Source organism: Kineococcus radiotolerans SRS30216 = ATCC BAA-149 (genome assembly GCF_000017305.1).
Taxonomy (GTDB): Bacteria; Actinomycetota; Actinomycetes; order Actinomycetales; family Kineococcaceae; genus Kineococcus; species Kineococcus radiotolerans.
In genome coordinates this window covers 4,458,452-4,474,057 of the sequence record NC_009664.2, presented here as the reverse complement: position 1 = coordinate 4,474,057, position 15,606 = coordinate 4,458,452, and the positions used below count along the sequence as shown (strand labels likewise).

Here is a 15,606-nt window from a genome sequence, read left to right as displayed (position 1 = left end):
GCCGGCCGCTCTTTTGAGGCGGCGCGGCGGAAGAGGCCAGAGGATCCGGGCCGGACGTCATCGGTGCCTGGCCCGACTCCGGGCGCGATCCAGAGCGTCGGTCAGTGCCCGGGGGGTATCGGGGTCATCCTGCGGGCAGAGCCTGCAGACGCTGAAGTACGTCGTCAGCGAGCTGCTCAGGTACTTCCTGCCCTCCCCGCAGGAGGCTTTGCGCGGGCACCTCGCGGATGAGGTGCAGCAACGGGTGCACGAGCAAGTCGGGCATGAGCTCTTGGAGGATCGCGTGTGCTTCGGGGTCGTCCATGAGGGTGTGCAACGTGGTCACTGCGAGGTTGTAGCGCATCCCAGGAGATGCCGGGGCGGACGCCGCGTCGTCGGTGCGGTAGGTGAATTCGCGGACCGTCGCGCTGCCGTGCAGGACCTCGACCCCCACGACGCGTCCGGTGAAGCCGCCGGCGACCTCGGTGGAGAGGTAGCGGCCTTCGAAGGAGCCGAAGACGCGTTCGACACCGTCGGGTTCCAGCGCCGCCAGCTCGAGGTGGTCCGGTTCTCCGGAGACACCGAACCCACCGCCTGCCGCAGCCCGGGCGCTGATGCGCACGGTGACCTCGGCACCGCGGCCAGGAACTGCGCTGCCTGCTGCTGTCGTGCTGTTCGAGCTCGTGGGGGGCTCGGGGTGGTCGATGCGCCCGACGGTGGCGACGGCGGGGCCGATGGCCAAGGTCGCTTCCGTGCCGCGCTCGTCGATGCTCAGCCCGTACCAGCGGTCGGCGTCCATGCGGACCAGGACGCGGCAGCTGCCCTGCACGCGAAGGCGGACCTGGACGGTCCATTCCGGGTCACGGGGGCGCACCGCCAGCAACGCCGTCGCCGCGGGGGCGGCCTGGCTGTCGATGTGCAGCCCGTTGGGGGTGCTCCGGGTGAAGGTGGCGGGGGCCACCCCGGGAGCGACCCAACGCCGGTCCAGCTCGACGGCCTCGAAGCGGTCGGTGAAGGAGTGGTCGCGGACGGGGACGGTGAAGGCGTCCTCGTCGATGCGGGGCCAACCGTCGACCCACTCCAGGCCGGCAATGAACGTCTCGCGTCCGTTGACGTGAAACAACGGGCTCTGCCCACGGGCACGGACGCCGTGGAACACCATCGCCCAGGACCCGTCCGGGCGTTGCACCAGGTCGGCGTGGCCGACGTTCTGCACCGGGTGCTCAGTGCTGCGGTGGGTCAGGACCGGATTGACCGGCGCCTCCTGCCACGGTCCGTGCAGGTCGCGCGCGCGGGCCATGGTGACGGCGTGACCGCGTTCGGTGCCGCCTTCGGCCAGCAACAGGTACCACCAGCCGTCGATGCGGTACAGGTGCGGTCCCTCCGGGGCCTGCAACCCGAGTCCCTGCCACAGCGGGATCGGCTCGGTGAGCAGGCGCCCGGCCTCGGGGTCGACGACGGCACTGACGATGCCCGGGCAGCGTACGTCGAAAGACTTCCACGTCAGGTGGCAGACGCCGTCGTCGTCCCACATCAGGTCCGGGTCGACGCCCAAGGCCCCCTCGACGAAGACCGCGTCGGACCAGGGACCGGCCGGGTCGTGGGCGGAGACGATGAAGTGCCCACGCGTCATCTGCGCGACGTCAGTGGTGACGAGCCAGAACTTCCCCCGACCGTGGCGCAACGTGGGGGCGTAGACACCGCTGTTGGCGCTGCCTGCGCTGGGGGTCAGCTGAGCGGAGCGGACCAGGGCGTTGCCGACCTGTGTCCAGGTCACCAGGTCGGTGCTGCTGAACAGGGGCACCCCGGGGACGTACTCGAAGCTGGAGTGCGCCGTGTAATAGGTCTGGCCGACGCGGCAGATGGAGGGGTCGGGGTAGAACCCGGGGATGATCGGCGTGTGCATGGTGTCGGCGGCTCCTGGGTCGGGGGACGTGACGCGGGTGGAGGGCGACGAAGGCGCACCGCGTGGTGCGCCGGACCTCGATGGCGTGCGTGGCGACCTCACACGGTCTGCAACGCCGCCTCGAGGTCGTCCCGCAGCTGCGCGGAGGCGTGGGGAATGAGGCCCAGCAACGTCCGCAGCGGCATGGCTGCCGCTTCCGGCGCCGAGCCGTCGACGGGAAAGGGCAGGTGCTTCTTGAAGACCCGGCTGACCGCCTTCCAGGTGAGCGGGTCGTCAGCGATGGTCTTCAGCGGCGTGTCCAGCGTGAACATCGTGCGCTCGCCCCATCCCGCCGGCGCCGGGTAGGACCAGTGATGGGTGCCGCCACCCACCTCGGTCTCGGTCAGGTCCGGGTGCAGGGGAAGGACGACGCGAGCTCTGGTGCCCTCGGGGATGGTCACGTCCAGGGAAACCGTGCCGGCCTGCACCACCCATGCGACGTCTACGGTGCCGTACCCGGTCTGGTGGCTCACGTGGGCTGAGGTGACCCCCGGGCCGGGCTGCGGGGCGATGCGCATCCGTCGGTAGCCAGCTTCCTCGGCTTGCAGGCCACCGACGACGCGGTGCAGCCAACTGGCGACCGCCCCCAGCGCGTAGTGGTTCAGCGAGGTCATGCCAGTGGAGTTGAGCGTTCCGTCGGGCAGGACCGCATCCCACCGCTCCCAGATCGTCGTAGCACCCATCGTGACGGGGTAGAGGAACGACGGCCGGTCGGTCTCGGTGAGTAGGAAGTAGGCCGCGTCCAGGTGCCCGGTCTCAGAGAGGGCGTGGGCCACCAGGGGGGTACCGGCGAAGCCGGTGGAGACGGTGTAGCCGGCCTTGCGCACCAGCTCGGCCAGCCGGTCGCCGGCGGTCCGCCGCTGGTCCTCCTCGAGCAGGTCGAAACACAGGGCAAGGGAGTAGGCGGTGGCCGATTCGCTGACCAGGCGTCCGGAGGCGCTGACGAACTCGTGGCGGAAGGCGCTGCGCACGCGTCGCGCCAGATCCGCGAAGTGCTCGGCGTCCGCGGTCTGCTCCAGCAGGGCCGCGGTCTGGGCCATGATCTGCGTGGTGCGGCAGAAGTAGGCCGAGGCCACCAGGTACCGATCCGTCTTACCGCCGGCTGCGTCCTCGGGCGGGGCGTCGGGGTCCAGCCAGTCACCGAACTGGTAGCCGGTGTTCCACAGGCCCCGCTCGTCGAGCAGCGCCTCGACCTGGTGGACGAAGGCGGACATGGACAGGTAGCTGCGGCGCAGGATCTCCAGGTCGCCGTGTTCCCAGTACAGGGTCCACGGCAGGCTCACGGCGACGTCGCTCCACAGGGCTGTGGGGGCGGAGGGGGTGCTGAGGACATCGGGGACCACCCAGGGCACGACCCCCTTGTCCGCCTGCTCCGCGGCCAGGTCGGCCAGCCAGGAGCCCAGGACGCCGCGGACGTCGTAGAGGAAGGCAGCGGTGGGGGCGAAGGCGTTGAGGTCTCCGGTCCAGCCCAGTCGCTCATCGCGTTGAGGGCAGTCGGTGGGTACCCCGACGAAGTTGCCGCGCATGGACCACACCACGTTCTCGTGCAACCGGTTCAGCAGGGCGTGGGAGCTTTCGAACCAGCCGGTGCGGGTCATGTCGCTGTGCACGACGACAGCACGCATCGCGTCGGGGTTCAGCTCACCGGGCCAGCCCTCCACCTCGACGTAGCGGAACCCGTGGAAGGTGAAGCGGGGCTCGAAGTGCTCCACGCCAGCGCCGCGCAGGACGAAGCGGTCGGTGGCCTGCGCGGTGCGCAGCGTCTCGTACTCCGGCTCACCCTGGGAGGTCAGCACCTCGGCGTGGCGCAGGGTGATCGTGCGCCCGGCGTCTCCCTGCACCTGCAGGCGCACCCAGCCGGTCAAGACCTGGCCGAAGTCTACGACGGTGCGTCCACTCGGGGTGCTCAGCACCGTCAGCGCAGCGAGCTCCTCGACGCGTCGGATGGGTGGGGTGATGGCCACCTGCAGGGTGTGCGAGGGCCAGTCCAGGTGGGTGGGTGCCTGCCACGTCGAGTCGTCGAAGCCGGGAGCGCACCACCCCTCGGGCTCCAGGCCCGCGTCGTAGGTTTCGCCGTCGTAGATGCTGTTGGCGCGCACTCCCCCGGTGCCGACCCGGAAGGTGGCGTCACTGCCGATGACCTCGCTGTGCGTGGCGTACTCCAGCTCCAGCTGCGCGAAGAGCGCGGGCCGGTCGCTGTAGTGGTGGCACTGGTGCTCGAAACCCAGGCGCCCGACCGCCCACCCCTGTCCCACGACGGCGCCCACGGTGTTGGGTCCCTCTCTCACCTCCGCGGTCACGTCGTGACGGCTGACGTTCAGACGGTGCCGGTAGGAGGTCCAGCCGGGGGCCAGGACGTCGTCCCCGACCCGACGCCCGTTCAGGTACGGCTCGATGACGCCGAGGGCACTGACGTGGAGCACGGCGCGACGCAGTCCCGGTGCGACGGTGAAGTCCCGCCGGAAGTACAGCGCGGGGTCTTCGGCCGCGGCGGGAGTGGCGGTGCTGATGAAGTGGGCGGTCCACGGCGTGGGCACGGGGTGCGGTCCTTCCTGGTCCTGGTCTCGGTCTTGGTCGGGTTCTGCGGGGGGCGGCGCCCCCTCCGCCGCCGTCATCGGGCACCCTTGACCTGCGAGGCAGTGATGATCGCGCCCAGGGAGATGACCCCGCCGGCGGCGAAGAGAACCGTGTAGTTGGCTCCACCGGCTCCGATGGCCAGCACGAGGGGCGCGACGATCGGTCCGATGGCCCCGGCGAGAGAGCCTGAGAGGTAGTAGATGGACATCCATTTGCCGCCCTCGCTCTGGCTGGGCAGCACGTCGGCGGCCAGTGCGAGGTCGACGGAGTTGAAGGCGCCGGTACCGGCTCCGAGGATGAGCCCACCGATGGCGTACACGAGGAAGTTGGGGGCCAGGCTGGCGACCACCAAGCCGGTGGCCACAAGGAATGCGGCCACGTACAAGAACGCCTTGCGTCGGCGCAGCCGGTCGGAGAGGTACCCTCCACCGAGGGTGAAGATCATGGTCACCACCAGGCTGAGGCCCCCGACCGCAGCGAGCTGGCGGCCTGCCACCTCAGCGCTGTAACCAAGCCGTTCGAGCAGGAAGTACAGCTGGTAGGTGCCGAAGAAGGCGATTCCGATCTGCAGGCAGAACTTGCCCAACCACACCCAGGCGAAATCGCGGTGGCGGCGGGGATCGAACACCAGCGCGCGCAGGACACTGGCAGGTGAAGGTCGTGGCATCTCGGCGGGAGCGGGCGCGTCAGGGATGACGATGAGCCACAACGCGACGCCGACGGCCAGCACGACACTGGGAAGGAGGAAGAGCAGAAGCAGGTTGCCGGTGAGGAAGCTGCCGAGCAGGGTCGCCCCGACGCCGGCGACCGAAGAGGCCACTCCGCTGAGCGCGCCGATCTTTCCGCGCTGGGCGGGGGGCACGTGTTCGGGAAGGGCGGGGTTCAGCGCGGCGCTGATGGCGCTACCGCCCAACTGCGCCACGATCCAGCCGAGCAGGACGATGGCGAGGTTGGAGGCGGTGGCGACGATGAGGGCGCTGAGGGCGCTGAGCAGCAAGCCAGCGACCAGGAAGGGCCGGCGGCGTCCCCACCGCAGGCGGGTAGCGTCGCTGATAACGCCGAAGATCGGCCCGGCGACGAGGCTGACGAGGGACCCCACGCCCACCACGACCCCGAGGCCGGATTCCTTGTTCGCCGGGTCCATCATCTGGATCTTGTAGGCCAGGCTGAAGAGGGCCGGCATGAACAGGACGAGGAAGAAGCCGAAGTAGGTGAACGTGTAGACGGCGGTGAAGCCGGCCCCGACCCGGCGCGTGGGCGCGGACGCGGACGCGGATACCTGATCGTCCGTGATCAGATTGGCGCCGGTGAGGTCGAGTGACGCTTCGGTCGCGGGGTCGAGGGGTACAGCGGGATTGGCTGGCCGACGTCTCATGACGTGTCCTTTCGCGACCCATCATCGGGTGGGCGGCACGGTCGAGGGCTCACACCTGCGTGAGGCCTCTGTAGAGAACCATGGTCTATTGACGCGCGTCAACCGGCGTCGGGTACTTTTTGAATCGTGCCAAGCTTTGCTCGGGTAGCCACGCACCGACCTGCGTTCAGCCCATACCTACGCAGGCGTTCGTTGCAACCAGGACGACCACCACCTTGCGCCGTCGACGCGTTCGCACCCACGGCGTCGATGCAGCGCGCTAGCGCCACCACGTCCTCGCCAGCACTGCCAGGTGAGCCGCCCGGCGCAGGCGATGTTCAACGATGGCCGCGGCGGACGAGGTCGCGGAACGGGCCACCGCGCTCACCGTCTCGACGGACGTGGTGCACGCTCCTCGCCTGCACTCACGGCCCAGCAGTCCACACCGCGGCCGATTCTGCCCCGCCCAAGTGCTCCACACCTCGCCCCCACCTTCGGTATCGGCTCTCGACCCGCACACCGCGAAGCGAATGGACCTCATGACCACCCCGCAGCCCACACCCCTGCTGCTCACCCGGCGCAGGATCTGGATCATCTTCAGCGCCCTGATCGCCGGAATGTTCCTCTCCAGCCTGGACCAGACCATCGTCGGCACCGCCATGCCCACCATTGTCGGCAACCTCGGCGGGGTTGAGCACCAGGCCTGGATCACCAGCGCCTACCTGCTGGCCACCACCATCGTCATGCCCATCTACGGCAAGTTCGGCGACGTCTTGGGCCGGCGACGCCTCTTCCTCATCGCCATCGCCGTCTTCACCCTCGCCTCGATCGGGTGCGCCTTCGCCACCGACTTCTGGACCTTCGTCCTCTTCCGCGCCGCCCAGGGCCTCGGCGGGGGCGGGATGATGATCCTCTCCCAAGCGATCATCGCCGACATCGTCCCCGCCGCCGAACGCGGCAAGTACCTCGGACCCCTCGGCGCCGTCTTCGGCCTCTCCGCCATCGGCGGCCCACTGCTCGGCGGCTTCTTCGTGGACCACCTCAGCTGGCGCTGGGCCTTCTACATCAACATCCCCATCGGCATCGCCGCCTTCGTCATCGCCCTACTCGCCCTGACCCTGCCGAACAAGAAGGCGACGAAGCCGATCGACGTGGCCGGGGTCATCGCCCTCTCCCTCGCGACCACCTGCCTGATCATCTTCGCCGACTTCGGTGGCGACTCCGACCACGGCTGGGGTGCGGTGGAGACGTGGTTGCTGGGCGCCGGGCTGGTCCTCTCCGCCGCAGCCTTCGTGCTCATCGAGTCCCGCGCCGCGGACCCGATCATCCCGCTGACCCTCTTCCGCAACCCCACCTTCATGAACGCCACAGCCATCGGGCTGACCTTGGGCATCGGCATGTTCGCCGCCATAGGCTTCGTGCCGACGTTCCTGCAGATGTCCTCGGGCACCTCCGCCGCCGTCTCGGGGCTGCTGCTGCTGCCGATGATGGTGGGGCTCATCGGGACCTCCATCGTCTCCGGTCGCGAGATCACCCGCACCGGGCGCTACAAGCTGTTCCCCATCCTCGGCACCCTGCTCGCCGCGATGGCGATGTTGGCCATGACCACCCTGGAGGCCGGCACCGCCCTCTGGCTGATCTGCGGATACCTCCTCGTCTTCGGCGCCGGCCTCGGCCTGATCATGCAGGTCATCGTCCTGGTTGCGCAGAACGCCGTGACCCCGGACCTCATCGGCACCGCCACCAGCACCAACAACTACTTCCGCGAAGTGGGAGCGGCACTGGGCACCGCCGTCTTCGGCACCATCTTCACCACTCGCCTCACCGAAGGCCTTACCGACGTCTTCACCGGTGCCGGGGCCTCAGCTGGAGCCGCCGCGCGGGCCACCGCCACCTTGGACCCCGCAACGCTGCAGCAGTTGCCTACCACCGTGCGCGAGGGCATCGTCGCCGCCTACGCCGACGCCCTAGCCCCGGTCTTCTGGTATCTGCTGCCCTTCACCGCCATCGCTCTCATCCTGGCTCTGGTCCTCAAGCAGATCCCTTTGGCCGACGTCGCCGGCCTCATCGCCCGCGGTGAAGCCATCGGCGGGGAGGAGGCTGAGGCTTTGGAAGCCGCACACCGCTCATCCTCGTTGCAGGCGAGCACCAGTGCGGCAGCCGACGGGCCTGCCCTGCCGGCACCTGCTGCACGCAGCGACGTAGTCCCTATCGAGGGCCGGGACGGACATCAGCCCAGGCCGCCTCAGCTCCAGTGACGCCGGCGCTGACGTCGGCGCCGGCACGTCAGCCCCTGAGAGGAAGATCGGCGACTGGTCGCGACCACGCCTGACGTCGTTCGCCGCGGCCGCTGAGCGGTCGCGGCGAACGACGCGGCAGGTCAGGACGTGCCACGCACCAGCCCGGACAACCCGTCACCCGTGCAAGGCGTCAGTTCGCGCAGCTCCTCGGCTCCCCTCAGTGGTGTGAGCCCAGTGTCGGGTCGCCGGTCACGCCTACTTCGTGATCGACCAACCGCACTGCCAAGCGGCTCACTCTCGCTGGGAGTCGAGCTGCTCCGAGGCAGCGGGACCGCGGGGAGCCAGAGATGGCGACGACGGCGGTGTGGCCTGAGGAGCAACAGGGTGCTGATCAGGGCGGTGATCGAGACGGTGCTCGGCGTCCTCCAGCGACAGTCCCTCAGTGTCCAGGTGGGGCAGGACGCGCTCCAACCAGCGCGGCATCCACCACGCGGTCCGCCCCAGCAGGGCCAGGGTGGCGGGGACGAAGATCATGCGGACCAGGAAGGCGTCGGCAATCACTCCCACCGCCAGACCCAAGGCGATGGAGGCGACCAGGGAGGAGTGGCTGAGAGCGAACCCACCGAAGACGGCGGCCATGATGGAAGCCGCGGCGACCACGACCGGAGCCGATCGACTGAATCCATCGATGATGGCTTGGCGCGGGGAGGCACCACGCACGTGCGCCTCGTGCATGCGGGAGACGAGGAACACCTGGTAGTCCATCGCCAGCCCGAACAGGATGCCGGTGAGGATGATGGGCAGCAAGCTCAGTAGCGGGTTGCCTTGCGGGGCGGGGATGACGGCGTCCAGCCAGCCCCACTGGAACACCGCGACCGCCGCACCGATGCCGGCGCCCAGCGAAAGCAGGAAGCCCAGGGTGGCGATGACCGGGACCAGGATCGAGCGGAACATCACGATGAGCAGCAGCAGGGCCAGGCCGACGACGACGACCAAGTAGGTCGCGAGCGCATCGCGCAACTGCTGGTCGGAGTCCAGTCCCAAGGCGGTGGCCCCGGTGACCGACAGCCGCACCCCAGGTACGTCGGCGGCGTGTTCGCGCAAGTCCAGCACGAGCTCGCGGGTGCGCTCGTCCAGCGGGCCGGTGGTGGGGACCACCTGCAGCAGCGCCGCGGCGCCGTCTGCGCTGGGCAGCGCCGGTGTCACAGAGGCGACCCCCTCGACACCGGCGATGAGCTTCTGCACCTGCGGCAAGGACGGGGTCAGGGCCGCCGCGTCCCCTTCAGCCAGCACCACCAGCGGGTCCTGGAAGCCGGCGCCGAACTCCTTGGCGATCAGGTCGTAGGCGGCGCGCTGGGTGCTGTCGGGGTCCTCGCCGCCAGGATTGTTCAAGGTGGTGCTCAGCGAAAGCACCGGCACCGCAGCCACCAGCAACACCACGATCGCGGACAGGGCCGAGACGATCGGGCGGCGGGTGACCAGCAGCACCCAGCTGCGCAGGAAGCCCGGCGTCGAGGCGCGGTGCGCGGCCTCGCGCGCGGTCTGGTGCGACTCGTCGTGCGAGTCGTGCGTGTGCTCCTCCTGCTGGGCGTAGGCCCGGCCGGCCTCGAGGCGGCGTCGGTCACGTCGGCTCAGCGCGCGGTGACCCATGCCGGCCAGCAGGCCCGGCAGGAAGGTGAGCGTCATCAGCACCGCGACCAGGACGGCGAAGGCGGCGGCCAACCCCATCTCGGTGATGAAGGAGATGCCGACCAGGCTCAATCCTGCCAGAGCGATGATGACCGTGGCGGCGGCGAAGACGACCGAGGAGCCGGCGGTGCCAGTCGCACGCCCAATGGCGTCGAGGACGTCGCGCCCGGCCAGCAGCTCTGAGCGGAAGCGGGCGATGACGAAGAGGCAGTAGTCGATGCCGACGGCCAACCCCAGCATCACGGCCAGGATGGGGGTGGTGCTGCCGATGGGGTGCACCACCGAAGCGGCCAGGACCCCCAGGATTCCGACGCCGACCCCGAGCAGCGCGCCGGCCATGTTGGCCCCGGCCGCGACCAGGGAGCCGAAAGTGAGCACGAGGACGCCGAAGGCCAGCAGCGCGCCGACGATCTCGGTCGGGCCCAAAATCTGCGGGATGGGGTTGGCCAGGGTCCCCCCGACCTCGGCGTCGAAGCCATCCGCGCGCAGGGTCTTCGCTACGTCGACGACGCTCTGGTGCACCCGGTCGGCCTCGTGCTCGGAGACTTCCTCCACGGTCACGGTGGCCACGGCGGTGCTCCCGTCACCGGACACGCGAGGGTTCGTCGGGTCCAGCGGGTCGCTGACCGACGTCACGTGCGGGAGGTCTCGGATCTGCTGCAACGCCGTCTGCAGATCCTGGGCGTGGGCCGGGTCGCTGATTGCGCCGGCCTCTGCTCGGGTCACCAGCTGCAGGGAGGAGTCGCTCGGCCCGCTGGGGAAGTCCTCCTGCACCGTGGTCAGCGCCCGGCTGGACTCGGTGCCCTGGACGTCGAAGGACCCGTCGCTGAAACGCATCCCGGTCAGCGCGGTGACGACGAGGACGCCCAACGCCACCAGCCAGCCGATGAGGAAGGCGATCCGGTGCCGGGCGCTGAAAGCGCCCAACCGGTAGAGCAGACGAGCCATGAGAAACCTCTCCGAAAGCGCAGCACCGGACCGGCGAGCCAGCCGGGTGGTCGGTGAGCGCGAGAAACCTGACTCCACCAGGTTCGCCCTCGAGGCGGGGTCGTGTCGTCGTCCAGCCGGAGCGCGCCGGTCCTCGCCGGGGAGTACTCCCACGGGAGTACGCAGGGCGCCGGGGGCGCACCGGAGTCGGAACGGTGCGCCGCTCAGCGCGGCGGGTTGGCGATCCCGGCGCGGTAGGCGATGGCGACCAGTTGGGCACGGTCTCGCACGCGCAGCTTGGTCATGGCCCGTGAGACGTGCGTCTTCACCGTCAAGGGTGAGATGAAGAGTTCTTCACCGATCTGGGTGTTGTCCAAGCCTCGGGCGACGGCGACGACGACGTCTCGCTCACGGGCGGTGAGCAGCTCCACTCGAGCCCGCAGGCGTGCGACCTCCACTGCCCCCTCACCTCCAGCCCCCGTTCTCTGGGCGCGGTCGTCGGCGGGTGTGGGGGTGGGCAGGCCCGCGACGACGGCCCGTAGGGCGCGCTGGGACAAGGCGATGTCACCGGAGGCCACGCTCGTGATCGCCTGCAGGATGTCGTCGGGGTCACTGGCCTTGCTGAGGAAGCCGTCGGCGCCGGCGGCCATGGCCTGCACGACCTCATCGTCGCCGTCGAAGGTCGTCAGCACCACGACCCGGACGGCGGCGAAGCGCTCCTGGGCCCGCAGGCGGCGCAGGACCTCCACGCCACCGAGCACCGGCATCCGCAGGTCCAGCAGCACGACGTCGGGCTCGAGCTCTTCCATGAGCTCCAGCGCCTGCTGACCGTCGGCAGCCTCCCCCACCACCTGCACTTGCGCGGCACCGGCGAGGATGCCGGTGATGCCCGATCGAGCCAGCGGTTGGTCGTCGACGACCAGGACCCGCAACGCGGTCGCCGACCCGGTCACGGGCGCACCGTCGAGGCAGCGCGCAGCGGTAGTACCGCCTGCACCCGGAAGGTGCGGCCGGACGGACCGGCGATCAACGTCCCCCCGAGCACGGTGGCCCGCTCGTGCATCCCCATCAGGCCGAATCCCCCGCTGATCACATCACCGCGTTGCGCCCCGGTCCCGGAGGGCGGTGCAGCGATGGTATTGCTGACCTGCAGCACGACGTCGTCCCCGACGGTGCTGAGCTCCACGCTGACCGGCCCGGTGCCGTGGCGGCGGGCGTTGGTGACCGCCTCCTGGGCGATGCGGACCAAGGCCACGGCGGTGGCGGCGGGCAGGGCGGAGAGCTCAAGGTCAGGTGCCACGGTGACCGCTCCCCCCTCCTTGCTTGTCTCAACCAGCAGGGAGGCCAGGGCCGGAGCAGGCGCGGAGGCGGCAGGGTCTTGATCGCGCAGGACTCCGAGGATCTGCTGCAGCTCCACGAGGGATTCCCGGCTCGCGGTGCGGATGGCGGCTAAGGCGGCGGCGGCGTCCTGAGGACGCTGGGTCAGGGCCCGTTCGGCGGCACCAGCCTGCAGGGAGATCCCGGAGATGGTGTGAGCCACGGAGTCGTGCAGGTCCTGAGCGATGCGCAGCCGCTCGGCGCTCAGATGCTGCTCGATCTCGCTGTCTCGCGCGGCGAGCACCGCCGCGGTCCTCTCCGTCAGGGCCTGAACGGTCTCGTGCTGGGCGCGTAGCGTCATGGCGGCGCCGGCCACCGCCACGGTCCACAGCAGCACCGCCAGCGACATCGGATCCAGCGGCGCAGGGCCGTAGACGCCGACGGTGACCAGGTACAGACCGACACACAGCAGAGCCGCCACCGTCAACGACCACCGGCGCTCGCATCGCAGGGACACAGCGAACAGCGCCACCTGGGTCGTGACCCACAAGCCCACCGGAGAGGAGGGGTGCCACCACGGCAGGATGACCGACGCCAGCATCAACAGCACCAGCACCGCCCGCGGAGCGCGCCGGCGGACCGTGGCGATCGCCACCCCGGCACAGGTGCCGGCCAGCTCCAGCGCGTCGGCGCTACCCACGATGAAACGCAGACCCACCACCACCAGCGTCGCGATGAGGACGAGGTCCCAGATGCGCTCCCACACCCGGGCGGTGAGCCACAAAGGGCTGCCACGCCACAGTGCTCGGGCGCGGAGGAGCACCTGAGCCTTCCCCGGTCGTTGTCGAGGTCCTGGCTGCACGCCCACCTGAAGAGGGTAGTCGCAGGTGCTCCGGGCTCCGTCAGTGACGAGGTGCCCCGCCACCCCAGGAGTCCTCGGCGCTGGAGGCGCGCTCACAGCCGGGGTGTCCTCAGGCTGGTCGGCATCAGGGCAGGGAGTGCGCCCGCACCGTGCTGCTCAGAGCGCGGGTGGCGCCGGCGCGGTGAACGTCGCCGGTCAGTGTCACCCCCGCGCGCAGGGGCGTCTCAGCCGAGGAGCCACCGACGAAGAGCTCCACAGCACCGGGTTCGACGATCCAGCCGTCTTCGGGATCCCACAGAGCGAACAGGCTGGCGGGAACGACTGCGCTCACCCGCGCGCTCTCACCGGTTTGAAGGTGCAGGCGGTGAAAGCCCACCAGCTTGCGATAGGGGCGGGCGGTGCGGGCGGTGACGTCTCGGCCGTAGACCTGAACCACCTCATCGCCGGGACGATCGCCCACGTTGGCCACCGTGAACGACAACCTGATCACGTCCTCGGTACCCACCGCGGCCTGGGCGAGGGCTAGGTCACTGTACGCGAAGCGGGTGTAGCTGAGGCCGTGGCCGAAGGCGAAGACGGCCTCAGCGACACCATCGACGTAGCTCGGCTGTTGCAGCGCGCGCCAGTACGGCAGGGGTGCGGCTGCGGCGGTGTTCAGCAGCGCGATGGGCAGGCGTCCGGCCGGGTTCACATCCCCGAACAGCACCGACGCCAACGCGGTACCGGCCTCCTCACCGCCGAAGAAGGTGGTGACGATCGCCGGAACCGTCGCGGGCAGCCAGTCCATGGCATAGGCCCGCCCGTGGCTGAGGACCACGACCGTAGGAGTACCGGTCGCTACCACGGCCTCGACGAGCTCGCGCTGCACACCGGGCAGGTCACAGTCGGCGCTGTCCAGGCCTTCCCCCACCGTGCCCCAGGAGTTGATGCCCGCCTGGTCACCGACGACGAGGACGGTAACCTCGGCGCGGGTGGCCGCCTGCACGGCGGCGGCGAAGCCGGAACGGTCGGCCTCGGCGACCGGGCAACCACGCTCGTGCAGCACCTGCGCGTGGGGCAGGCGACGGCGAATACCTTCCAGGAACGTCACCACCGGAACTGATTCCACCATCCGGTGGGCCGCATCGGCGCCGGTCTGTCCGGCCAGGTCGGCCACGTCCTCCGCCCTGGCGCTGGGGTCAGCGGCCGCGGCGAAACGCCGGACTGTGCTGTCCAGGACGTGGTAGCTGTAGTGGCCCAGCTGCCCCATGAGGCGATCGGCGTTGGGACCGATGACCGCGACGGTGGCGATGGCGGGGTTCAGGGGCAGCAACGGAGTATTCCCCGGCGCATCGTCGGGCGTGGAAGCGACCGGATCGTTCTGCAGCAGCACGATGGAGGCTTCGGCGATGCGCCGAGCCAGTGCGCGCTCCGCATCGGAGTCGAAGGTCTGCGGAACGGCGTCCACGTCGACGTAGGGGTTCTCGAACAGGCCCAGCTCGAACTTCGCCCGCAGGACCGCAGCCACCGCCCGGTTCAGGTCGGCCTCGGTGAGCAGCCTGCGCTGCACCGCCTGCACCAGGGCGGAGGTAGACACCTGGTTGTCCAGATCCAGGTCGACACCGGCCCCGATGGCCCGGGCTTGAGCGGCCACCAGGTCAGGGGTCGTGAGGTGCTTGGTGTGCAGTTGGCTGACCGCGGCCAGGTCGGAGATGACGAGCCCGTCGAAGCCGAGTTCGTCGCGCAACAGGTCGCTGAGCAGGGCGCGGGAGCCGGTGACGGGAACACCGTCGATGCTGTTGTAGGAGGGCATGATTCCCCGGGCGCCGCCGTCGCGGATGGCCATCTCGAAAGCGACGGTGTGCACCTCCCGCAGCTCCCGCGGCCCCAGGGACACCGCGTCGGTGTTGCGTCCGCCGGCGCTGGCGCTGTAGCCGACGAAGTGCTTCAGGGTGGCGATCGAGGGCCGGACTGGGTCGGCTTCCTGGACCCCGCGGACGAAGGCGGTGGCCATGGCGCCGACCAGGTAGGGCTCCTCGCCGTAGGTCTCCTCCACGCGTCCCCAGCGTGGGTCGCGAGCCACGTCGGCCAGCGGGGCGAGGGCTTGGCGCACGCCGAGGGCACTCATCTGGCCCCCGATGGTGCGCCCCATCGTCTCGATGAGCTGCGGATCCCAGGTGGCGGCTTGGGCGATGGCCTCGGGGAAGGTCACCGCGTCGCGGACCTTCAGGCCCAGCAGCGCCTCCTCCGCCACCAGCACGGGAATGCCCAGGCGAGTCTGCTCCAGGTGTTTGCGCTGCAGCTCGTTGATCCTGATGGCCGTCTCGCGCGATGGTAGCCCCAGGGTCGAGAAGCCGGCCAGGACGCAACCCCACCCTTCGACTGGGGGGTGGTGGACATCGACGGTGGCCCCGAACGGTGCAGCCACCTGCGCTGCCCGCTCCTGCAGGCTCATGCGGGCCAGGAGGTCACTGACGCGTTCGTCGACGCACAAGGACGCATCGCGGAAAGCTTCGGGTACCGACACGGTGTTCCTCTCGCTGACGACGTCGTCGTCCCTAGTGCGTCGTGGAAGGCTGCTGCTCGTGCCTCAGGTCCCTGGCGCTGTATCGGCCGGAGAACCGGCGCTGTCTCAGCCGGGGAGCATGAGCGGAGGCGAACAGGCTGGGCGCTGCGGGCTACGAAGATACGTGGCGCACCGGTGGAGTCTGGCGGACTCCCGGGTCACTACGGCAAC

General features: G+C 69.8%; 8 protein-coding genes. 1 reads left to right on the top strand and 7 read right to left on the bottom strand.

All coding sequences use genetic code 11. The annotated features are described in order from the left end of the window. Positions 1 to 124: 124 nt before the first annotated feature. From KRAD_RS21370 to KRAD_RS21360, 3 genes are all read right to left on the bottom strand, one after another. Positions 125 to 1,885, bottom strand: coding sequence for a glycoside hydrolase family 43 protein (locus tag KRAD_RS21370; protein ID WP_012087767.1), 1,761 nt, complete (start codon positions 1,883 to 1,885; stop codon positions 125 to 127). Positions 1,886 to 1,983: 98 nt separating this feature from the next. Continuing rightward, positions 1,984 to 4,539: an alpha-L-rhamnosidase gene (locus tag KRAD_RS21365; RefSeq protein WP_012087766.1), complete on the bottom strand. Its 2,556-nt coding sequence runs from the start codon at positions 4,537 to 4,539 to the stop codon at positions 1,984 to 1,986. Beyond that, positions 4,536 to 5,876, bottom strand: a complete 1,341-nt coding sequence (locus tag KRAD_RS21360) for an MFS transporter (RefSeq protein WP_012087765.1) — start codon at positions 5,874 to 5,876, stop codon at positions 4,536 to 4,538. The genes KRAD_RS21365 and KRAD_RS21360 overlap by 4 nt, the downstream gene beginning before the upstream one ends. Positions 5,877 to 6,394: 518 nt before the next feature. Between KRAD_RS21360 and KRAD_RS21355 the strand changes: the two genes are divergently transcribed. Beyond that, entirely contained in the window at positions 6,395 to 8,113 is a 1,719-nt protein-coding gene (locus KRAD_RS21355; RefSeq protein WP_041293679.1) for an MDR family MFS transporter, read from the top strand. A gap of 273 nt (positions 8,114 to 8,386) precedes the next feature. On the opposite strand, the gene KRAD_RS21350 is transcribed toward KRAD_RS21355, so the two are convergent. The 4 genes from KRAD_RS21350 to KRAD_RS21335 all read right to left on the bottom strand — a co-directional run bounded on the left by KRAD_RS21350 (position 8,387) and on the right by KRAD_RS21335 (position 15,396). Beyond that, positions 8,387 to 10,732 carry an MMPL family transporter gene (locus KRAD_RS21350; protein WP_157873692.1) on the bottom strand — a complete coding sequence of 782 codons (2,346 nt, stop codon included), beginning with the start codon at positions 10,730 to 10,732 and terminating at the stop codon, positions 8,387 to 8,389. Positions 10,733 to 10,935: 203 nt separating this feature from the next. Further along, complete coding sequence (locus KRAD_RS21345) at positions 10,936 to 11,664, bottom strand: response regulator (RefSeq protein WP_012087762.1); 729 nt, start codon at positions 11,662 to 11,664, stop codon at positions 10,936 to 10,938. Then, the gene (locus KRAD_RS21340; protein ID WP_012087761.1) at positions 11,661 to 12,851 is read right to left on the bottom strand and encodes a sensor histidine kinase; all 1,191 of its coding nucleotides are present in this window, start codon (positions 12,849 to 12,851) and stop codon (positions 11,661 to 11,663) included. Before KRAD_RS21340 ends, KRAD_RS21345 begins: the two co-directional genes overlap by 4 nt. Before the next feature lie 163 nt (positions 12,852 to 13,014). Further along, positions 13,015 to 15,396 (bottom strand): glycoside hydrolase family 3 N-terminal domain-containing protein, encoded by a 2,382-nt coding sequence (locus KRAD_RS21335; protein ID WP_203417644.1) that lies wholly within the window; start codon positions 15,394 to 15,396, stop codon positions 13,015 to 13,017. Between the last annotated feature and the right edge of the window lie 210 nt (positions 15,397 to 15,606).

Coding starts and splice junctions, on each gene's coding strand:
- KRAD_RS21370 (WP_012087767.1), bottom strand. CDS start 1,885: ATGCACACGCCGATCATCCCCGGGTTCTACCCCGACCCCTCCATCTGC.
- KRAD_RS21355 (WP_041293679.1), top strand. CDS start 6,395: ATGACCACCCCGCAGCCCACACCCCTGCTGCTCACCCGGCGCAGGATC.
- KRAD_RS21350 (WP_157873692.1), bottom strand. CDS start 10,732: ATGGCTCGTCTGCTCTACCGGTTGGGCGCTTTCAGCGCCCGGCACCGG.
- KRAD_RS21365 (WP_012087766.1), bottom strand. CDS start 4,539: ATGACGGCGGCGGAGGGGGCGCCGCCCCCCGCAGAACCCGACCAAGAC.
- KRAD_RS21360 (WP_012087765.1), bottom strand. CDS start 5,876: ATGAGACGTCGGCCAGCCAATCCCGCTGTACCCCTCGACCCCGCGACC.